This window comes from Tenacibaculum piscium (assembly GCF_021390715.1).
GTDB lineage: Bacteria > Bacteroidota > Bacteroidia > Flavobacteriales > Flavobacteriaceae > Polaribacter > Polaribacter piscius.
The window spans coordinates 70,868-93,365 of sequence record NZ_JAJGWT010000003.1 but is presented as its reverse complement, the minus strand read 5'-3'; the positions used below and the strand labels follow the sequence as shown (position 1 = coordinate 93,365).

The window sequence follows — 22,498 nt, the reverse complement described above, 5'->3', positions numbered from 1 at the left end:
GTCCCCCGTAACGTCCCCCGTTATTATTAAAAAGTAGCGTGTAAGTAATTTGCCGTTCCAAGAATAAATTACTTTATTTTTACCGAAATAAGTATCCATAAAATCAAACGAATATGATAGTCCTTATATCCCCAGAAAAAGATGTAAAAAATGAAGTACAAATATTACATCAATTATTTGAAGCTGGTTTGGAGTATTATCATTTAAGAAAACCATTTAAAAATTACGAAGCGCATGTTTCCTATTTAAATGAGGTATCAGAAAAATACCATAATCGAATAGTAATACATTATTTTCATAAATTAGTTAATGAATATCCTTTAAAAGGAATTCATTTTCAAGAACAAAAAAGGCGTGATGCGTTAGAAAATGGCAGTCGTTATTTTATAGGGTTACAAATGTTAGGTAAAACAATGAGTAGTTCTTTTCATGAGCCTGAAGAATTATCAGCTTGTGATATCGAATTTGATTACCATTTATTAAGTCCTGTTTTTTCATCTATCTCAAAAAAAGGATACGAAGGAAGAAATTTTGATGTCAATAATATTGATAAAACAATTGTAGGTATGGGCGGAATTACAACTAAAACCATAGCGCCAACCATTGAATTAGGTTTTCAAGGAATTGGTGTTTTAGGTGGTGTTTGGAATTCTGAAAATCCTGTAGAAAGTTTTAAAAACATCCAAAAAGAGTTTGATTCATTACAATAAAGCGTTGAAATTTGAAAACACAAAATTACATACTCACCATTGCAGGACTTGACCCGTCAAGTGGTGCGGGCATTACTTCAGATATTAAAACCTTTGAAGCACATGGTTTACATGGATTGTCGGTATGTACCGCTGTGACCGTTCAAAATGATATCGCTTTTAAAAATTGTATTTGGATTGAAGAACAAATAATACTGAATCAAATTGAAACATTATTTGAACGTTTTGAAATTACTGTTGTAAAAATAGGAATTATCCAATCTTGGGAAGTTTTATTAACTGTTGTTTTAGCTTTAAAAAGTGAAAATCCGAACATAAAAATTATTTTAGATCCTGTTTTGAGAGCAAGTGCAGGATTCGATTTTCATAGTACACAAAATTTAAAGGTATTTGAAAAAGTATTGCAAAATTGTTATTTTGTAACACCAAATTATGATGAGATAAAAGCCTTGTTTCCTGTTAAAAATATTGAGGAAACTATTGATTTTATTTTAGAAAAAACAAATATCTATTTAAAAGGAGGACATAGAGCAGATAAAAAAGGTTGGGATGAAGTTTATTATAGCAAAATAGTAAAACTAAATATTCCGCCTATAACAACTGCTGTTTCTGAAAAACACGGAAGCGGTTGTGTTTTGTCATCCGCTTTAGCGGCTAATTTAGCGTTAAATGTTTCTTTAGAAGATGCTTGTAAAAACACGAAATGGTATACCGAACAATTTTTGAATTCAAACAAATCGTTACTAGGAACGCATAATTATAAACCTAATTATTAAAAGATGATAAGTAAATTACAGTACATAACACAAGGGAAAACAGCACAAGATCATTTAGATCATATTCAAACAGCTTGTGCTTCAGGAGCAGAATGGGTACAGTTACGATTAAAAGGTTTTGATCCTAAAACAATTTTAGAAACCGCAAAGAAAGCCAGAGAATTAACGGCTCATTATCAAACAAGATTAATTATAAACGATTACTACAAAGTTGCCAAAGAAGTAAATGCAGATGGTGTTCATTTAGGTAAAAAAGATGATTGTCCGTTAAAAGTACGTGCTTATTTGGGTAAATTTTATGCCATTGGAGGAACTGCAAACACATTAGAAGAATGTAAATTTTTACTAGATAAAAAAGTAGATTATATCGGTTTAGGTCCTTTTCGTTTTACGGAAACTAAAAAGAATTTAAGCCCTGTTTTAGGAACATCAGGATATAAAAAACTACTAGAAGAGCTACAAACAGAAACACCAATAATTGCTATTGGAGGCATTACTTTAGATGATGTTGCAGAAATTGTACAAACAGGTATTTATGGAGTTGCTGCATCAGGAGCTATTACCAAAGATTTTACAAGTATTCCTGTTTTTCATAAAATTTTAAGTTCACCAAGCACACAAGAACAAGTGTACAAGATGGATGACAAGTAGTTTTTTAAAAACAAAAAATGAACGATATATTAAAAATAGCAGATAAAGAATTTACATCTCGATTATTTACAGGAACAGGGAAATTTAGTTCATCAAAATTAATGAAAGAAGCATTATTAGTTTCTGAAAGTGAATTGATAACCGTTGCTTTAAAAAGAGTAGACGTTCAAGATAAAGAGGATGATATTTTAACACATTTAATACATCCTCATATAAGTTTATTACCAAATACATCGGGTGTTCGAACGGCAAAAGAAGCAGTTTTTGCAGCAGAATTATCAAGAGAAGCATTAGAAACAAATTGGGTTAAATTAGAAATTCATCCCGATCCTAGGTATTTATTACCCGATGCTATTGAAACATTAAAAGCATCCGAAGAATTGGTTAAAAAAGGTTTTGTAGTGATGCCTTATATTCATGCCGATCCTGTTTTATGTAAGCGTTTAGAAGATGTTGGAACACAATGTGTAATGCCATTAGGCGCACCAATAGGAAGTAATAAAGGCTTAAAAACACAAGATTTTTTAGAAATTATTATAGAACAATCAAACGTTCCTGTAATTGTTGATGCTGGTATTGGAGCACCATCGCATGCAGCATATGCAATGGAATTAGGAGCTGATGCAGTTTTAGTAAATACGGCAATTGCTGTATCTCAAAATCCTGTGGCAATGGCAAAAGCATTCAAAATGGCTGTTGAAGCTGGAAGAATGGCATATGAAGCAAAACTAGCACCTGTTCAAAAACAAGCAGTTGCAAGTAGTCCGTTAACTAGTTTTTTAAATTAAAATATGAGTAATTTTAAAGAACTTTTTGATACGTATAATTGGGATGATAATTTAAAAAGTATTTTCGATAAAACAGCCGTTGCCGTAGAATATGCTTTATCAAAAGAAAAATTAGATTTAGAAGATTTTAAAGCGTTAATATCTCCTGCTGCACGTCCGTATATTGAGCAAATGGCTCAAAAAAGTAGCTTGCTTACTAAAAAACGCTTTGGTAATACCATACAAATGTATGCGCCAATGTATTTGAGTAATGAGTGTCAGAATATTTGTACGTATTGCGGATTTAGTATGACCAATAAAATACCTAGACGTACTTTATTAGACGCTGAAATTTTAAAAGAGGTTGCTTTTTTAAAAGATAAAGGATACGATCATATTTTATTAGTTACAGGTGAAGCAAATAAAACAGTTGGAGTTGATTATATTAAAAATGCGATTCAGTTAATTCGTTCTCAATTTTCAAATATTACTATCGAGATTCAACCTTTGGATCAAGATGAATATGAATCGTTAATTGAAGCAGGATTGTATGCTGTGTTGGTTTATCAAGAAACATATCACAGAGAGGAGTATAAGAAACATCATCCGAAGGGAAAAAAATCTAATTTTGATTATCGTTTAGATACGCCTGATAGATTAGGAAAAGCAGGAATTCATAAAATAGGATTAGGTGCTTTATTCGGATTAGAAGATTGGCGTGCCGATAGTTTTTTTACAGCATTACATTTAAAATATCTACAAAAAACATATTGGAAAACAAAGTATTCTATTTCGTTTCCAAGGTTACGACCGCATTCGGGAGGATTAGAACCAAAAGTTGAAATGACAGATAGTGATTTAGTGCAATTAATTTGTGCTTTTCGTTTGCTAGACGAAGATATTGAGCTATCAATGTCAACAAGAGAAAGTGAGGTTTTTAGAAATAATATCGTAAATTTAGGGACGACTTCTATCAGTGCAGAATCAAAAACAAACCCAGGTGGTTATACAGTTGAACCGCAATCGTTAGAGCAATTTGAGATTTCTGATGAAAGAAGTACCGAAGAAGTAGTAAAAATGTTAAAAGAACAAGGTTTAGAAGTGGTTTGGAAAGACTGGGAACAGTTTGAATCAAAATAAAAAAAATGAACTTAACAGAAGAAGAAAAAAAACAATATAACCGTCATCTTATTTTAGAGAAAATAGGTTCAGCAGGACAGTTAAAATTAAAAAATGCTAAAGTTTTGGTAATAGGTGCTGGCGGATTAGGCTGTCCTGTATTACAATATTTAACAGCAGCAGGAGTTGGTACAATTGGTATTATTGATGATGATGTGGTAGATCAAAGTAATTTACAACGTCAAATTTTATATACAATTGATGATATTGGGGTTTCAAAAGCCGAAACTGCAGCAAAACGATTATCAAAGTTAAATCCGTTTGTAAAATTTAACGTGTATAAAGAAAAATTAACACGATTAAATGCTATTTCATTATTTGAAGAATATGATGTTATTGTTGATGGAAGTGATAATTTTTCAACTCGTTATTTAACAAATGATGCTTCGGTAATTACAAAAAAAACATTGGTATATGGAGCGATTTTTAAGTTTGAAGGACAAGTAAGTGTTTTTAATTATAAAGGAAGCGGAACGTACAGATGTTTATATCCTACGCCACCAAAACCAGATGAATCACCAAATTGTTCACAAATTGGGGTTTTAGGTGTTTTACCAGGGATTATAGGTAGTTTACAAGCTAATGAAACGATTAAAATAATTTGTGAAATAGGTGATGTTTTAGCAAATAAACTATTAATGTATGATACATTAACAATGCGTCAAATGGTTTTAGATTTTGAGAAAAATCCAGAAGCATCAGTTACAAAATTAGAGGAAAATTATGATTTTTTCTGTGGAATTATTGAAGCTGAAAACGAAATAACAATAGAAGAATTACAAGGTGATTTATTAAAATATAATCTATTAGATGTTCGTGAAGATTGGGAAAGAGAACAACATCATATTGGTGGTCAGCATATTCGTTTAGTAGAATTACCAGACCGATTAAATGAAATTGATACTAGTAAACCTGTAATTGTGTATTGTAAATCGGGTATGCGAAGTAAAAGAGCGATTTCTTTTTTAGAAGATTCCTTAAAAGAAGCAATTTTAATAAACCTTAAAAATGGTTTGAATTAAAAAATTAACACGTTTTATTTTTAGAACCTGTTTAAATTTCATTTAGACAGTTTTATAGCAGAAAAATAAGAAATAGAATCCGTCAACCTGAATTTATTTCAGTTTCGTATCTTGATTTGCCAGAGTTCTTAGTTTTATGTGATGCTGAAATAAATTCAGCATGACGATAATTTAATTTTTAAACTAGCGGCTCTTATAAAAAGATAAATACGTGTTAAAAACAATAAATAGATGATTATTTTCTAAAATATTTATATATTTAAAGTCTTAAAAAAAAATTAAGCCTTGAAATTAATCAAACAAAAGAAATTATATTTTTCAGATGAAAAATCAGACAAAGTTTATGAAGTTGACCTATGTGAAAGTCAAGATTTATTTATAGTAAACTTTAGATATGGTAGAAGAGGCGCGAGTTTAAGAGAAGGAACAAAAACTGTTTTTCCTGTATCTTATGAAGAGGCCGAGAAAATCTTCAATAAATTAGTCGGAAGTAAAGAAAAGAAAGGATATTCAGAAGAAGCTAAAGTAACAACGACTACACAAGTTGAAAATCCGAAGAAAGAAGAAAGTACTACACGAAAAGATACTATTTTAAAGTATTTAAATCAAGCTTTAAAAGGAACTTATACCCGAAATTGGAAAGTATCTAGAATTATAAATAGGGTTGGTGTTTTAAAAATAAGAGAAGCAATACCATTAATAGCTCAATTTATCCATTCATCGGATGAGTTTGAACAGTATAATGCGTTATCTGTTTTAATTGATTTTAATGAATCAGATTATGTTGAAGATGCAATTAAAATCTTCAAAAAAGATACTTTTAATACTATTGGAGCTAGAATATCCGTAGCTTATATTTTAAAGTATGGAAATACTTCGGATATAAAAATAGTACAAAACGAAGTTGCAAAGCATATTACAAAAACTGAAATAGATTCTTTAGCAACACAGTTTTTAGGAGAAGGAAGTAAAAATCCGATGTTGTTATTTTATGCGTATGTTCATTCCTATAATAATGATGTGGAGAGAGCTACTTTATTTGATATAATAGCGAAAATCCCTTTAAAAGTAAACACTTTTAAATCTGTACGTTATATTTATAGAGCGGCTTATGCTATAAATGATATTCAATTTTTTGCCTTAGTATCTAAACGAATTGCTATTAGTAACGCCACTTACAGTTCTGATTATCCAAATATAGATGATGAATATAATTGGGTAGAAGCATCCGTAGAAAAGAAAAAACCAAATCCAAGAATTGCTTTTTCAGGAAAAACTAAAAACTATTTTAATAAAAATACCTATCAGAAAATATATACCTTAAGTACAGAGAATCAACAAGGGTATATTGCATGTGCTAAAGAGATATTATGTTCTTTAAATGATCAGATAGATGTAGCTCCTGAAAATACGGTTAGTGAGTGGGTTTATAATCAGGAAACTGGTTATGAATTAGAAAAAAGACAGTATCCGAAATACCATCAATTTTTAGCTTTGATGTATATCTTGTATGGAAATTCAACAAGGTTTAAATGTATCGGTAATAAATGGTTTTATATAGATGAACTTACCGATAATACTATAAGAGAAGATATTCTTCCGATTCTTTGGAATGAAAAACCATCCGAAGTATTATATATTCTTGCCAATGCAAAAAGTAGTATTGCAGTTGATTTTTCATTGAAAATTATAAAAGAGAATCCACATTTTTTAGAAAATTTATCCGAAGAAATACTAGCCAAATTAATACGACATTATCATCCGAAGGTATTAGATTTAATAGCTGAGGTTTTAGAACAAAAATATGCAACAACACAAGCGTCTGAAGATATTTTATTGATTTTATTAGCTTCAAAAAATAAAAAAGCTGTTGAATTAGGAATAAAATGGTTGGGTAAATATGAAGCTTCGTATTTATCAAGTACTTCTTTAGTAACAAAATTATTACTTACTGATGAGGTTTTAGTTATTGATTATTTAAGTAATTTGTATCAAAATAGAGTAGCGTATAATACACCAATATCTATAGATGATTTAATAACATTGTTTGATAAATCATCTAATTATACTTCTGATTTTTTAATTTCGGTTAATAATTTAATCGGAAATACATTTTTTGGGGAATTATTAAGTGCTACATCTGCTCAATATATTGTCAGTTTATCGGCTTCAAGTTCTGTAACAAATCAGTTATTTGCAATCAATTTAGCAAAACACAATACCACATCTGTTTATGAACTTTTTAAAGATACTTATAAAGAATATATTACTTCAGATGAAGCGGTTTTAAGAACTGCAGGTATTGAACTTTTAGCGTATTTTCCTGATGAATTTTTATTAGAAAATAAACAAGATATTATTCGTTTTTGTTTTTCAGAACATGAAGCGGTTAGAAAAGCAATACAACCAACAATTCGTAAATTAATTCATTTAGATGAAGAATTTAAAGAATATTTACGTAAAAAATTACTAGCTTCTTTAACAGAAGATGAAACGTATGAGGGTTTACATCAAAATTGTTTTAATATTTTAGTACAATTTTATGGAACTCAAAAAGAGCCTGTATCCGAAGAAGAAATAATAGCATTAATTTTATCAAAACATGAATTTGCACAGAAGTTAGGAACGCCACTTTTTGAAAGAAGAGTCGATATGAATAACTTAAAAATGTCTGAATTAGTACGTTTAGCACATAGTGATGTGTTTTCTGTAAGAACACAATTACATGATTATTTCAAAAATAATGTAGCCAGAGTAAATTACGAATTGGAAGAAGCATTGCCTATTTTTAATACGAATTGGCAAGATGTTATCGATTGGGCTGATGCTTATTTTAGAACTCATATTAAACCTGAAAATTGGACAGTACCATTACTATTATATGTATGTGATCATATAAAAGACCAAGTACAGCATTTAGGTAGAAGCCTAATTACAACCCATTTTTCAGAAGAAAAAGGATTGCCGTTACTTGTTAGTTTACAAGAACATCCAACGAAAAGTATGCAGTTTTTTGTGACTAATTATTTAGAAGGATACGCTTCGGATAATATAAAAGTTATCTTACAATTAGAAGATTATTTTAAAACAACCTTGTTTTATATAAATACTAACAGAGCTACAAAAACAAGAGTGTATTCTTTTTTAGAAAATCAATCGAAAAAATATAAAGAAATAGCTGTAATGACCGTACGCGTTTTAACAGCTATTTTAGATACAAAAACTGCCATTGATAAAGATAAAATTATAGATATTTTAATCACTATTTCTGAAGTACACACAGATGTAGAAGTGCCATTATTAATTAAATAAGCGTAAGAAAAAGAATGAAGTTTAATTTTAAATATAGTGGCAATAGTACTGTTAATAACGGAATTGAATCTACAGGCGTAAGTTTTGCACCAGATGTATTAAGAGAACCTACGTATTTTGTAGGAAGCTTAGATAAGAAAATTCCTTTTAGAGAAGCTATTTCAGCCTTACATCATGTAGTAATTGCCGATTTTAATTTTCAACCTAAAGATAATACAGAATATTTAGCTTGGTTAAAAGGTCAGGAAGAAGTATGGATTGCAGATGCAACAGCAGAATTATCTGGGCTAAAAGAAGAAGTTAGAGATGTTCAAGAAAAATTAAAAAAATTACGTTCAAAAAGAGAAGAAATTACAAAGCCTTTTTATGATGCGCAACGAAAATATTTTAATTATCTATATAAACGAGATTATGCTGCTTGGTTTGTTTTAGATCCTGTAATTACAGTACATCCAGATCAAGTATTTTTTGAATGTTTTAGTCAAGATGAATCTGTTTACGGGAAATTATCTTGTGGTTATGATGTCTTTAAAAATATAAATGAGTTTAAATGTGGAACAACTAATATTGATTATTCTAAGGCGTTATATAATGAGTTTCAAAAAATAAGAACTTATAAAGAAACCGAATTTAAAGTTGATCCGAAGGGTTTTGATGTAAAAACAACAGGAGAAGACACCTACAGAGAAGTAAAAATTGATTTGCCTGATAGTTGGGTTCGTGGTTTTTTACAAGTAAGTAGTGCCATGACAAGCGATAAAGTATCTTTTGATTTGCATCCTGTGGATATTGCTAATTTTATATCCGTATTAAAAAGACACAAAGAGAAGAAAGGACCAAGGGCGATAAAATATATTTTAAAACCTGGTAAACCTATTATTGCTGTTTTTGAACCTTGGAATATTGAAGTAGCTTGTTTACAATCGATATATGAAGGCGATGAAGAGAAGGAAATAAGAGTTTGGGGAAGAAGAAGAATAACACTTTTAGAACGATTACTGCCAGTTACTACTAAATTTACAGTTCATTTATTGGGTAGCGGTATGCCTTCTTTTTATATCGCACATTTGGCAAATGATATGTATTTTACATTAGGATTATCTGGTTGGACAGCCAATGATTGGACGCAAACAACAAATTTAGATTTGCTTTCGCCAAGAGGACAAGTTCCTGCTACAACCATGCAAACTATTTATTTGGAATTGCGAAAAGATTGGTTAAATACTCCAAGTAATTTAGCAAATAATTTAGGATTAGATAAAACAATTGTAACGCAATCGTTACAAACTTTTACACAAGCAGGAAAAGTAGTGTACGATTTAAAGAATAATGTATATCGAATTCGGGAACTAAAGAAAGATGGAATCGATTTAGATAGCTTACGTTTTTCTAATGAAATTGATAAAACAGCCTATGAATTGATGGAATCAGGAGCTGTTGAAAACTTAAAAACAACTATTGATGGCAATAATATAACGATAAATGCGACAGTAAGTAATAATTATAAGACAAGTGTACTTATTAACAACGACCTTCAAATTGTTGATGCTAAGTGTGTTTGCAGTTATTATCATCAAAATAAAATGACAAAAGGACCTTGTGAACATATTTTAGCCACAAGAATCGCTTTTGATAAAAAAAATTAATATATTTAAACCTTGGTAGTAATAAGATAACAACCTTGCAATTTGATTGGTGTATCGCCAATCTAGCTTACAGACACCCAACGCGTCACTGACTCGAACTTAACTTGTGAAATAGGTACTATAATGCCATTTCCGGTTAAACTTCTTCGAAGTGAAATAGCACTATAGTACCTATTTCACTGGAGTTGTTCAATTCAGTCTTTAGAATTGTACGAAGGGAAAAAATATACATCTTATTGCTACCTCTTTTTTGTTTTATGGATAATTCAGCTACGAGAAAACAAGAGATTTACGACAAAATTAAAGAATCATCAAAACATGAATTTATTCTTTCAGAAATGAAACGATTAGGTTTTTGGGGCGATGACAAAGTAAATTTCGAAAAAGTAAACGCCTTTTTAAAAGAAGAAAATGCCCTATCGGGGGATTTATCAAAACTTGTAAAAAAGGAAAAATTAATAAAAGATACCGATGCTTTTATCGCAAATAAACACAAAGAGCGAAAGAAGTTATCAAAAGAAAAACAAAAAGAAACTAAGCTTAAAAGAGAACAAATCCGTAAGGAAAAAGCGGAAAAATGGCAGCAAACTAAAAAAGAAGATATTACTTATTTAGGTGCTGGTTATTCTCATCAGTTAAACGATACTCAAATAGATGAAGTAAGACTGAAAGAAGCTGGTTTACCAATTTATCATTCGGTAAAAGATTTGGCTGAGGCGATGAAAATTACTGTAAATGAACTTCGGTTTTTAGCTTTTTCAAGAAAAAACTCACAAATTGAACACTACAAACGTTTTAAAGTTGCTAAAAAATCAGGCGGATATCGTTTAATTTCTGCGCCAATGCCTCGTTTGAAAAGAGCGCAACATTTTATTCTAGAAAATATTTTAAATAAAGTAATTGTTCACGATAAGGCGCATGGTTGTGTAAAAGAACGTTCAATTGTTAGTAACGCAATGCCTCACGTAGATAAAGCGGTTGTTATTAATCAAGATTTGAAAAACTTTTTTCCTTCGGTTACTTATAAAAGAATAAAGGGAGTTTTTAAATCATTAGGATATTCAGAACAATTAGCGGTTATTTTTTCATTGTTATGTTCAGAATCTAAAATTTTAGATATTTCTTTATTAGGAGAAAATTATTTTTCACAAAGAGGAGAACGTTTTTTACCACAAGGTTCGCCTTGTAGCCCTGTAATAACAAATGTTTTATGTCGTAAAATGGATTATAGATTAGATGGTTTGGCTAAAAAATATGGTTTTGCCTATTCTCGATATGTAGATGATACTACTTTTTCAGGAAATCAAGCACAATTTAAACACATTACAGCGATATTAAAATATTCTAAAAAAATTATATCCGAAGAAAACTTTAATTTACATCCTGATAAGCTTAAAATAATGAAGCGAAATCAACGACAGGAAGTAACTGGTATTGTGGTGAATGAAAAATTGAATATCAATAAAAAATCATTAAAACGTTTTAGAGCTTTATTATATCAAATTGAAAAAGAAGGTATCGCAGGGAAAACATGGAACGGCGGACTGAATGTTTTAGCAGAAATTGATGGATATGCAAATTATATTTATCAAGTAGATAAAGAAAAAGGTGTTAAATATAAAAGCCAAGTAGGTGATATTTTGAAAGCACATTCTTATAAAGAAAGTCATCAAGAAAAATATGTTAAAAACACTAATAATATTCAAGGAAATGATGTTTCAGAATTAACTTCTAAAGTAGAAAGTAAAGAAGGTTTGGGGATTTTAAAAAAAATAAGTTCTTTGTTTAAAAAATAAATATTTCATCAAAAAAAAGCGTTTTCTTATTATTTATCTGATAAATTAATAAGAAAACGCCTATTAAAAATTATCTAAATTATGGATTTGTTGACCATAAAGAAGCGCCTTTGAGCATCGCTCTTCTAGGTAACATTAAACCAGCGACAATTAATTCGGCAAAATCATCAGGTTGTAACACTTTTTCAACATTTCCGTCTGTAATTCCTAATTCTAAAGACATATCCGAAGCAATTGTACTCGGGGTAAGCGTGCAAACACGAATATTATTTTTACGAACTTCTTTCATTAACGATTCCGACATTCCAATAACCGCAAATTTAGAGGCTGAATAGGCTGAGGTTGTCGCATTTCCACTTAATCCAGCAGTCGATGAAATATTAATAATATCACCCTGGTTTTTTTTGATTAAATAGGGTAAAACCTCTTTGGTAACGTAATACATTCCCATTAAATTGGTTTGTATAATTTGCGACCAATCTGAAACTTTCATTTCATTAAAAGTTCCAAAAGCGGCAACTCCAGCGTTGTTTACTAAAATATCAACAGTTCCAAAAGTGGCAATAATTTCTTTGATTCCTTGTTGAACTTGTTCATAATTTCCGACATCAAAAATGGCATAGGTTGCCTCGACATTGTATGTTTTTAATTCGGCAACGGTTTCTTGCAAGCGTTTTTCGTTTCTACCTGTAATAGCAACGTGTATTCCTTTTTGAGCAAAAGCGATTGCGGTGGCTTTTCCTAATCCTCTACTTCCACCAGTAATGATGGCTTTTTTATTTGTTAAATCTTCCATTTTTATAAACTTTTTGTATAAGTAAAGGTATTGTTTTTTGGAGCTATTTCCCGCTTTCCGCACTCGCTCTTTTTTGAAAAAAATCAAAAAAGGAGCTCAAACAAATGCTTCAATCGGGGCTAGCCTTACTTACAAAGTTTTAGATTTTTCTATTTTTTCTTTCTTTTTAACATTAATTAATAATATGGTTATTAGTATGATGAAAATTCCAACACCTTGTAAAAAACCAATCTGTTCATTTAGTATTAAAAAGGCACTTAAAACCGAAATAGGTATTTCTAAAGCGGCAATAATACTTGTTAATCCGTTACCAATTGCGGGCACACCTTTGCTAAATAAGATAGGAGGTAATACGGTACCAAACAATCCTAAAACCATTCCCCATTTTAGTATTTCTACAGAATTTATTTCTTCAATAATTTGAAAATTCCAAAAAATAAGGATTGCTAAAAAACCTCCATATACTAAATATTTACTTCTAGTTAAACTTGGTAATTCTAACGAAATTTTATTAGAAGCATACATAGAAGCGGTGTAAAATATAGCCGCTAAAAAGCCATAAACAAAACCAATAATATTAAAATTAAAATCACTTTCAAAAACTTTTGAAGCGAATAAAGTACCTAACAATACCATTATCGATCCTATTATTTTTGCTTTTGAAACAAGTTTTCTATCAATAAAAAACTCTAAAAGGATGCCCATCCAAACGGTTTGCATTAACAGAATAATCCCCACAGAAACAGGAACATATTGTATTGATAAATAATAAAAACTACTAGTAAGCCCCAGCGAAGTACCAAAAAGCATCAATTTTAACCTCGGGTATTTTGATGTTGATATAGCTGTTTGGTTTGTTGTATTTGTTGTTGAAATAGTTTTTTTTGATTTCGTATTAATAAGAAAAGTAGCGATACTTAAAACAAGTACTCCAAAGAGATATTGTAAAAAAGTAAGCCCTGCTGTTCCAAAATTATTATTATTTGCTAATTTGATAATGGTTGCTAAAATACCGTAACTAGCCGCTCCTATAGAAACAAATATGATTCCTTTTATTTTGTTCATATTTAATATTTTATATATGATTTTAAGTAATACTTATTTTTAGTAGCTATAAAAAGCTTCGTAATTAAGATTACTGCTTTATTAAAAAAGTAAAAACGCATCAAATTGATGCGTTTTTTTAGGTGAAAAAATAGGTGTTATTATTTTTTAGCAGGAACTTTATCTACGATTAATCTTTTTTCACGATTGGCAACTTCCCAAGCGGTATGAAAAACTAATCGAGTTCTATTTTCCAATAATTCGTAGTTAATTTTATCGGGAGTATCGGTTGGTTTATGATAATCTTCGTGTGTTCCATTGAAGTAAAAAATCACAGGAATATTATGCTTTGCAAAGTTATAATGATCTGAACGATAGTAAAAACGATTTGGGTCATTTTCATCATTATATTTATAATCTAGGGTAATATTGGTATATTTTTTATTCATTTCTTCAGAAATATTATGTAATTCGGTACTTAATTTATCGGCACCAATTAGGTATACATAATTAGGGTTTTCTGTATGAAATTCATCTACACGTCCAATCATATCGATATTTAAATTGGTTACGGTATTTTTGAGTGGAAAAATAGGATTTTCGGTATAATATTTTGAACCTAACAAGCCTTTTTCTTCGCCAGTAACGTGTAAAAATAGGATAGAGCGTTTAGGTCTTTTACCAGCATCGGTTGCTTTTTTAAAGGCTTCAGCGATTTCTAAAATAGCTACTGTACCTGAACCATCATCATCGGCACCGTTATAAATTTCGCCATCTTTAATTCCTTCGTGGTCTAAATGTGCCGAAATAACCACAATTTCATCAGGTTTTTCAGAACCTTTAATAAAAGCAAGTACATTTTCAGAATCTTTCAATTGCAAATCACGACGGTTATTACTTAAAAAAGCACTTGGTACTTCTTGAAAATAATCGCTACCTCCTAAGGGTGATTTAATTCCTTGCGCTATGTAAAAATCTTTTAAATATGCAACGGCTTTTTTCTGCCCAGGTTCTCCAGTGTTTCTTCCTTCAAATTCATCTGAAGCATAGATAAATAGATGCTTACCTAAATCTTTAGCTGTAATTGTTTTTGCAAATTTATCAGCATAATCTATATTTTTATCAGTGTCAATACTTGTCGTTTCTTTAGTAGTTCCACAGGCAATAAAAGCGATGGTACTTGCTAGATAAAGTAATTTTTTCATCAATAATTAATTAAGTTTTTGGAATTTTTTTATTAAATTTTGTCTTTGCAATGATATTAAAATATCTTAAAAAAAAAACAGTTATTTAAGAAAGGAACAAATTTAATTATTCTTTATGATGAACTGTTGTAATGTTTTGTTAAAAATTATGAGTTCTTTAGGGAATAAGGTTTCAAAAGCGTTTTTTTTGATTAATTCTTCTGAATTACCGCAATAAATTTGGGAATCAGTAAGTAAGATAAATTCATCAGCAAGTTGAATGGCAATATTTACTTCATGGGTAGAAATAATAATAGTTTTACCCGTTTTTTCGACGAGTTTTTTTAGTAAAGAAAACACTTTAAAAGTATGATGAATATCTAAATGTGCGGTTGGTTCGTCTAAAATAATCAGGTCGGTATCTTGTGCTAAGGCTCGTGCAATAAGGACTCGTTGCAATTGTCCATCGCTTAATTCATAAAAACGTTTTTCTTTTAAATGCTCGATATCTGTTTGATGAATTGCCCAATTAATTTTTTGAATATCTTTTGCTGATAATGTATCAATCCAGTTTGTGTAAGGTTGTCTTCCTAAGGCGATTAGTTCAAAAACTGTCAATTGACTTTCTGGTAATTTTTCGGTTAAAACGAGGCTTAATGAAGTTGCTAATTCTTGATGCGAATATGTTAAAATATCCTTCTGATTAATTTTAATATTTCCTTTTAGCGGTTTTTGAACATTAGAAATTGTTCGTAATAAGGTTGATTTTCCGATGCCATTTTTTCCTAAAAGTGCGACAAATTTTCCTTTTTCAATTGATAAATTAATATCAGGAACAATAATAGTTTGTTGTTTTTTTGTTTGATAACCAACTGTTAAATTTTCAGTTTCAAGAACTATATTTTTTATAGAATTTATCAAAATTACACGTATATTTTTTTATTTCGAACTAATAACCAAATCACAACAGGCGCTCCGAATAGCGATGTAATAGCGTTAATTGGCAAGGTAAATTCGCTGTTTGGTAATTGTGCAATTGCATCACAAATCAACAATACAATTGCACCGATAAGTGCCGATGCAGGGATTAAAATTTTATGGTTTGAGGTGGTGAAAATCATTTTAGCAATATGCGGAATAGCGATTCCAACAAAAGCAATTGGTCCAGAAAAAGCGGTAATTACACCTGTTAATAAGCTGGAAATTAGTAGAATAATAGTTCTACTTTTTTTTGTATTGATACCCAAACTTTTGGCATAATTCTCTCCTAATAAAAAACTATTTAAAGGTTTTATAATGCTCGATGTTCCTAAAATTCCGAGCATATAAATTATGCCAAAAATGCCTAATTCTTGCCATGATAAATTCCCTAAACTACCGAAGCTCCAAAATAAATATTGTTGAATTTGTGCCGCTTCACTAAAATAAGATAATACGCTAATTATAGCCGAAGTTAAAGAGCCGAACATCAAACCGATAATTAAAATAGACATCGTATTTCGGACTTTATTTGCCATTATAATAACTGCGGATAACACTAAAAAAGCACCTAAACTTGCCGAAATAGCCATTGTCCAGTTAGAAAGAATTATTGATGTGAAAATTCCGCCAAATAATCCTGAACCTAAAATAAGTAAGGCAACGCCCAAACTTGCGCCTGATGAAATTCCTAATACAAAAGGTCCTGCCAACGGGTTTCTGAATAAAGTTTGCATCAATAATCCACAAATAGACAAGCCTGAACCGACCATAATTGCGGTAATTGCTTTTGGTAATCTAAAATTTAAAATGATGGTTTGCCAACTTTCTTTGGAAGAAATTCCGCCAGTTAATGTGTTGAAAATTTCTTCAAAAGGAATGGAAACTGAGCCTAAACTGATATTTATAAAAAATATGACGACTAGTAAAATCGCCAATCCGATAAAATAGTTGCTGTTTTTTTTGGACGTATTCAATCGAATATAAGTTTGATGAAATATTTAATAAAGCATTTAATTTAAGCGTTTGCTTTTAAAAATTCGATTAATTTTTTGATGGCTAATCCACGATGGCTAATCGTATTTTTTTCTTCGGATGTCATTTGTGCAAATGATTTTTGAAATCCTTCTGGCTGAAAAATTGGGTCATATCCGAAGCCTTTTTCGCCTTGTTTTTCGGTTAAAATTTCGCCTTTACAAATTCCGTTAAATAAAAATTGTTGTCCGTTTAAATTCAAACAAATAGACGTTCGAAATTGTGCTTTCCTATTTTTATTATCATCTTGATTCTTGTTTAATTCTGTCAATAATTTTTGCATATTATTTTCAGAATTAGAAGGTTCACCCGCATAACGTGCCGAATAAACGCCTGGTTGTCCGTCTAAACTTTCGACTTCTAAACCTGTATCATCAGCAAAACAATTGAAGCCAAACTTTTGAGTAATATGGTTTGCTTTAATTTTGGCATTTCCATCTAAAGTTGTGGCGGTTTCTTCAATATCATCAAAACAATGAATATCTTTTAAAGAAAGTAACTCAATAGAATTCGGAAGCATTTTTTGTACTTCGGCTAATTTATTTAGATTATTTGTGGCAAAAACAAGTTTCATAAAATTAAAATAATAATTAAAAAGTAGTTTAAAATTTTAGATAAACAAATGTATTGTTTTTTAATTCATCAAAATTCACTGAAACAAAAAAAGACGAAATATAACAGTTATATTTCGTCTTTTTTTGAAACTTGTTTGATAAATTATCTAAAATAAAAGTATTATTTTTTTAATTTGGCTAATTCTAGTTCTTTGGCTGTTATTTCAGCTTGTATATTGTTTAAGCGTTCTTCAATTTTAATGATAATAGCTTCTTTACGAGTAATACTTTCTTTAGAGGTTGTTGGGTCTAATTTAGCATTTTTTAATTTAGTTTTCATTCTGGCTAAGCCTTCTTTTCCACTAATTAAAATTTCTTGATTGATACTAATAGCATCTTCATAATCGCTAATTAACGTTCCTTTTTCTTTAATGATAGATTTTTCTTCTGCCTTAATTTGGTTCCCTAATTGTTTTAGTTTTTCAGCTTCTAAATGTAATGTTTCTTGTTCTTTTAAGTAGGCAATTTCTTTTGCTTTGCGTTCTTCTTCTAGTTTTATACGAGCCTCTTCTAGTTTTTGTTTACGTAATGCTAATTCATTAATTGTGTTATTTGTGTTTTGAATCGGTTTGGTTACGTTTATTTTTTTTGGTTTTTCAGTAGGTTTTATTTTTTTATTTTTTACAGTAATTTCTTGTTCTTTTTTGGGTTGTTCTATTGTTTTTGATGATTTTATTTCAAGAGCAAGTAGTTCTTCTTTTTGACGGTCAATTTTAGCATTCAGTTTTGTTAATTTTTCTTGTATATTATTAACAATATATTCTTTTCTAGCAATATTTTCTTTAGTTGCTTTTCTACTTTTTTTAAAGTTTTCTAGATTGGCATTTACACGTTTTAAGGCTTTAATACCGCTCATTAATACTTCTTCGTCGGCACTAATTTTATTTTTTAATGTTTTAATTTCATTTTGAGCAGTTGTTTGTTGTATCCCAAGAATAAAAGTTAAAAAAATAGTGGTTGCTATAATTTTTAATGTGTTCATAATAATGTATTTATATTTGTTTTTGTTAATTTTTTTGGGATGACAAATTTATCGTTTTAGAAGGTTAAAAACAGTTTTTTAGTGTTAAAAAAAGACTAAAAAATTTTGAAAACTGTTGAAACATTATTCATGATGATACGGTTCATTTCGTAAAATGGTAAACCCTCGATAAAGTTGTTCGACAATAAATAAACGAATCATTTGATGTGAAAAGGTCATTTTTGAGAGTGATATTTTTCCCGTTGCTTTTTGATAAACGGCATCAGAAAAACCATAAGGACCGCCAATAACCAATACTAATTGTTTAATTCCTGAATTCATTTTCTTCTGTAAATACTGTGAAAACTCCACAGAAGTATGTTGTTTTCCTTTGTCATCTAATAAAATTAGTTGGTCAGTTGGTTGTAATTTGGCTAAAATCAACGCGCCTTCTTTTTCTTTTTGTTCCGATTCGCTTAGGTTTTTTACATTTTTGATATCTGCAATAATCTCCAATTCAAACTTAATATAATGTTTTAACCTGTTTTGATAGGTTTCAATTAATTGCATTAAATTTTTATCATCTGTTTTTCCGATGGCAAGTAGTTTTATTTTCATACAGCAAAATTATGAATTATCAACTACGAAATTTGTATTTTTACAAGATAATTAAAGAGAACAGAAAAGCATAAAAAATATGATATCAAAAGAACAATTTAATACAGAATTAGATTTAATTATTGCCAATGCGATTCGAGAAGATGTTGGTGATGGCGACCACACGTCATTATCTTGTATTCCTGCAGATGCTGTTGGAAAAGCAAAATTATTGGTAAAAGATCAAGGAATTATCGCTGGCGTTGAATTTGCTAAAAAGGTTTTCAACTATGTTGATGCTGATTTGAAAGTAGAAACGTTTATAAATGATGGGGAATCGGTAAAATATGGCGACATTGTTTTTTATGTTTCAGGAAAATCACAATCGATATTAATGGCGGAACGTTTGGTTTTAAATGCGATGCAACGAATGAGTGCGATTGCTACAAAAACGGCTTTTTTTGCCGATTTATTAAAAGGAACAAAAACAAAAATATTAGATACTCGTAAAACAACGCCAGGAATTCGTGCTTTAGAAAAATGGGCAGTGAAAATTGGCGGTGGTGAAAATCATCGATTTGCCTTGTACGATATGGTCATGATTAAAGATAATCATATTGATTTTGCGGGCGGAATTACCCAAGCAATTACGAAAACTAAAAAATATTTAGCCGAAAAAAATCTGGATATTAAAATTATCGTAGAAGCACGAAGTTTAGAAGAAATCAAAGAAATTTTAGCCAATAAAGGTGTTTACAGAATTTTAATTGATAATTTTAATTATGAAGATACACGCAAGGCAGTTGCTCTAATTGGCGATACTTGTTTAACCGAATCATCAGGAGGAATTACCGAAGAAACCATTCGGAAATATGCCGATTGTGGCGTTGATTTTATTTCATCAGGAGCTTTAACGCATTCGGTGTATAATTTGGATTTAAGCTTAAAAGCTGTTGATTAATCGTATATTTTAATCAATATTTAATTACTGTTTTTTAAATAAAAAGGCAACCAAAATAAAAGCAATCAAAAAAACATTATGACCAAACAGATAGAAAATAAATTGGAGAAAATACCAGTATTAAATTTATTTGTGATTTTTTTGAAGAAAATTAAAATTCCAGCATTGCACGGAATGTCATTATATGATATTCTGGAATTATATGTTATCGGAATTGTAAAAGGTGCTTTAACAACCAGAGCAGGAGGGATTGCATTCAGTTTTTTTATGGCGATTTTTCCATTTATGCTGTTTATTTTAACACTGATTCCATACATTCCGATTGATGGATTTCAAGAAAATTTGTTTGGATTAATTCAAGAAATGTTACCGCCCAAAACTTTTGATGCCGTAGATTTTGTCTTAAAAGATATTATTAATAATCAGTATGGAGGCTTGTTATCTTTTGGATTTTTAGCGTCTATTTTTTTAATGACTAACGGCGTAAATGCTATTTTTGGAGGTTTTGAATATTCGTATCATATCAAAGAAATGAGAAGTATTTTTAAAGCCTATTTTATTTCATTGGGCGTTTCTTTGTTGATGTCATTTTTCTTAATAATAACGGTTGTTTTAATTATTTTATATCAAATTGCATTGGTTCGAATTGACAATACAGGCTGGTTGCATACTGATGATTTAAACTTATTTTATTGGGGGAGAGGCTTGTTATTTTTAATTATGATTTTCACGATTGTTTCGTTGTTATTTCGCTTTGGAACAACGCAAGGAAAGGAAGTGAAATTCTTTTCTCCAGGAGCTATTTTAACCACTGTTTTATCCTTATTTACCTTTTATATTTTCGGGATTTATGTCGTGGAATTTTCAAATTATAATCAATTATATGGCTCGATTGGCGCACTTTTAATCCTGATGCTCTTTATTTGGATAAACGCCATTATTTTATTGTTAGGTTTCGAATTAAACGCATCGATTTATCGATTAAAACGTACGCATAAAACTTTATAAATTAACGATAAATTTAGATATTTGCACATAACTTTGTATTAAAGTAAAAAATTACCATCAATTATGAAACCATCAATTCCAAAAGGAACAAGAGATTTTTCATCAACAGAAGTTGCGAAAAGAAATTATATATTTAATGTTATCAAACATTCCTTTGAAAACTTTGGATTTCAACCTATTGAAACACCAAGTTTCGAAAACTCATCAACCTTAATGGGAAAATATGGGGAAGAAGGAGACCGATTAATCTTTAAAATTTTAAATTCTGGAGATTATCTAAATAAAGCAGATGAAAAATTATTATCAGAAAAAAATAGCCAAAAAGTAACGGCTCAAATTTCCGAAAAAGCATTGCGTTACGACTTAACAGTGCCATTTGCACGTTACGTTGTACAACATCAAAATGATATTACCTTTCCATTTAAAAGATACCAAATTCAACCTGTTTGGAGAGCTGATCGTCCGCAAAAAGGACGCTTTAGAGAATTTTATCAATGTGATGCCGATGTCGTTGGAAGTACATCATTATTGCAAGAAATTGAATTTGTGCAATTATATGATACCGTTTTTAGTAAGTTAGGTTTACACGGTACGACTATCAAAATTAATAATCGAAAAATATTATCAGGAATTGCAGAAGTTATTGGTGCAAAAGATAAATTAATCGATTTTACGGTAGCCCTTGATAAATTAGATAAAATCGGAAAAGAAGGCGTTGTCAAAGAAATGCTCGAAAAAGGAATTTCTGAAAATGCCATCGAAAAAGTTGCACCGTTATTTAGTTTTTCAGGAACAAATCAAGATAAATTAAACGATTTAGAAGCAATGTTACAAGCTTCCGAAGAAGGTTTAAAAGGCGTTGAAGAATTGCGAACCGTTGTAAATATGATTCAAGAATTAGGCTTAGCATCAGCAACATTAGCATTAGATGTAACCTTGGCACGTGGTTTAAATTATTACACAGGAGCAATTTATGAAGTTTCTGCACCAAAAGAAGTAAAAATGGGTTCTATCGGTGGTGGAGGTCGTTATGACGATTTAACAGGAATCTTCGGATTAAAAGATGTTTCAGGCGTTGGAATTTCTTTCGGATTAGACAGAATTTACTTAGTTATGGAAGAGTTAAACCTGTTTGAAACTGTTGAATTGCCAAAACCTCGTGTATTATTTTTAAATTTTGAGGCATCAGAGAATTTATCAAAAATAAAAGCAATTAAAAATTTAAGAGAAAACAATATAAAATCAGAATTATATCCTGATACCGCAACGAGTAATAAACAACAAAAGAAACAATGGAAATACGTAAGTAGTAGAGGCATAGAATTTGTTGTTACTGATGTTGAGAACGATGTATTTGTCTTAAAAAATATGATAAACGGAGAGCAAACTACTTGTTCTTTAGCCGAATTGAAAAAAATAATATCGTAAATTAATTACAATGTTGTAAATTTACGTCTTAAT

General features: G+C 30.1%; 20 protein-coding genes. 12 read left to right on the top strand and 8 right to left on the bottom strand.

From position 1 onward, the window contains the following. Positions 1–113 precede the first annotated feature (113 nt). From L0U77_RS04085 to L0U77_RS04045, 9 genes are all read left to right on the top strand, one after another. Positions 114–710: a thiamine phosphate synthase gene (locus tag L0U77_RS04085; protein ID WP_233897403.1), complete on the top strand. Its 597-nt coding sequence runs from the start codon at positions 114–116 to the stop codon at positions 708–710. 11 nt (positions 711–721) lie between these two features. Further along, positions 722–1,486 carry a hydroxymethylpyrimidine/phosphomethylpyrimidine kinase gene (locus L0U77_RS04080; RefSeq protein WP_233897404.1) on the top strand — a complete coding sequence of 255 codons (765 nt, stop codon included), beginning with the start codon at positions 722–724 and terminating at the stop codon, positions 1,484–1,486. Between the two features lie 3 nt (positions 1,487–1,489). Further along, entirely contained in the window at positions 1,490–2,137 is a 648-nt protein-coding gene (thiE, locus tag L0U77_RS04075) for a thiamine phosphate synthase (protein WP_233897405.1), read from the top strand. A 17-nt stretch (positions 2,138–2,154) separates the two neighbouring features. Then, positions 2,155–2,925, top strand: a complete 771-nt coding sequence (locus L0U77_RS04070) for a thiazole synthase (RefSeq protein WP_262908569.1) — start codon at positions 2,155–2,157, stop codon at positions 2,923–2,925. 3 nt (positions 2,926–2,928) lie between these two features. Beyond that, entirely contained in the window at positions 2,929–4,044 is a 1,116-nt protein-coding gene (thiH, locus tag L0U77_RS04065) for a 2-iminoacetate synthase ThiH (RefSeq protein ID WP_233900783.1), read from the top strand. A 5-nt stretch (positions 4,045–4,049) separates the two neighbouring features. Further along, positions 4,050–5,105 (top strand): HesA/MoeB/ThiF family protein, encoded by a 1,056-nt coding sequence (gene moeB / locus L0U77_RS04060; RefSeq protein WP_233900782.1) that lies wholly within the window; start codon positions 4,050–4,052, stop codon positions 5,103–5,105. Between the two features lie 285 nt (positions 5,106–5,390). After that, entirely contained in the window at positions 5,391–8,417 is a 3,027-nt protein-coding gene (locus tag L0U77_RS04055) for a WGR domain-containing protein (RefSeq protein WP_233900781.1), read from the top strand. Positions 8,418–8,431: 14 nt separating this feature from the next. Then, entirely contained in the window at positions 8,432–10,063 is a 1,632-nt protein-coding gene (locus L0U77_RS04050) for an SWIM zinc finger family protein (RefSeq protein WP_233900780.1), read from the top strand. A 257-nt stretch (positions 10,064–10,320) separates the two neighbouring features. Beyond that, complete coding sequence (locus tag L0U77_RS04045; protein ID WP_233900779.1) at positions 10,321–11,859, top strand: reverse transcriptase family protein; 1,539 nt, start codon at positions 10,321–10,323, stop codon at positions 11,857–11,859. 79 nt (positions 11,860–11,938) lie between these two features. Here L0U77_RS04045 and L0U77_RS04040 read toward each other — a convergent pair whose 3' ends face one another. The 8 genes from L0U77_RS04040 to rlmH form a co-directional block, all read right to left on the bottom strand. Continuing rightward, complete coding sequence (locus L0U77_RS04040) at positions 11,939–12,655, bottom strand: 3-ketoacyl-ACP reductase (protein ID WP_233900778.1); 717 nt, start codon at positions 12,653–12,655, stop codon at positions 11,939–11,941. A 129-nt stretch (positions 12,656–12,784) separates the two neighbouring features. Further along, positions 12,785–13,720 (bottom strand): EamA family transporter, encoded by a 936-nt coding sequence (locus L0U77_RS04035; RefSeq protein ID WP_233897412.1) that lies wholly within the window; start codon positions 13,718–13,720, stop codon positions 12,785–12,787. 140 nt (positions 13,721–13,860) lie between these two features. Next, positions 13,861–14,904, bottom strand: a complete 1,044-nt coding sequence (locus tag L0U77_RS04030; protein WP_233897413.1) for a M28 family metallopeptidase — start codon at positions 14,902–14,904, stop codon at positions 13,861–13,863. Positions 14,905–15,006: 102 nt separating this feature from the next. After that, the gene (locus L0U77_RS04025; protein ID WP_233897414.1) at positions 15,007–15,804 is read right to left on the bottom strand and encodes an ABC transporter ATP-binding protein; all 798 of its coding nucleotides are present in this window, start codon (positions 15,802–15,804) and stop codon (positions 15,007–15,009) included. Between the two features lie 2 nt (positions 15,805–15,806). After that, a complete protein-coding gene (locus tag L0U77_RS04020; RefSeq protein WP_233897415.1) occupies positions 15,807–16,838 on the bottom strand; it encodes a FecCD family ABC transporter permease in 1,032 nt (343 codons plus the stop codon). Between the two features lie 41 nt (positions 16,839–16,879). Beyond that, complete coding sequence (locus L0U77_RS04015) at positions 16,880–17,470, bottom strand: non-canonical purine NTP diphosphatase (RefSeq protein ID WP_233883518.1); 591 nt, start codon at positions 17,468–17,470, stop codon at positions 16,880–16,882. A gap of 161 nt (positions 17,471–17,631) precedes the next feature. Continuing rightward, complete coding sequence (locus tag L0U77_RS04010; protein WP_233883517.1) at positions 17,632–18,492, bottom strand: coiled-coil domain-containing protein; 861 nt, start codon at positions 18,490–18,492, stop codon at positions 17,632–17,634. A 123-nt stretch (positions 18,493–18,615) separates the two neighbouring features. Next, a complete protein-coding gene (gene rlmH, locus L0U77_RS04005) occupies positions 18,616–19,089 on the bottom strand; it encodes a 23S rRNA (pseudouridine(1915)-N(3))-methyltransferase RlmH (RefSeq protein WP_233861395.1) in 474 nt (157 codons plus the stop codon). Positions 19,090–19,168: 79 nt separating this feature from the next. On the opposite strand from rlmH, the gene nadC reads away from it, so the two are divergent. The 3 genes from nadC (at position 19,169) to hisS (ending at position 22,465) form a co-directional block, all read left to right on the top strand. Continuing rightward, the gene (nadC, locus tag L0U77_RS04000) at positions 19,169–20,029 is read left to right on the top strand and encodes a carboxylating nicotinate-nucleotide diphosphorylase (RefSeq protein WP_101916620.1); all 861 of its coding nucleotides are present in this window, start codon (positions 19,169–19,171) and stop codon (positions 20,027–20,029) included. A 78-nt stretch (positions 20,030–20,107) separates the two neighbouring features. After that, a complete protein-coding gene (locus L0U77_RS03995) occupies positions 20,108–21,037 on the top strand; it encodes a YihY/virulence factor BrkB family protein (protein ID WP_101916619.1) in 930 nt (309 codons plus the stop codon). 63 nt (positions 21,038–21,100) lie between these two features. Next, positions 21,101–22,465: a histidine--tRNA ligase gene (hisS, locus tag L0U77_RS03990; RefSeq protein ID WP_233900777.1), complete on the top strand. Its 1,365-nt coding sequence runs from the start codon at positions 21,101–21,103 to the stop codon at positions 22,463–22,465. Positions 22,466–22,498: the final 33 nt, after the last annotated feature.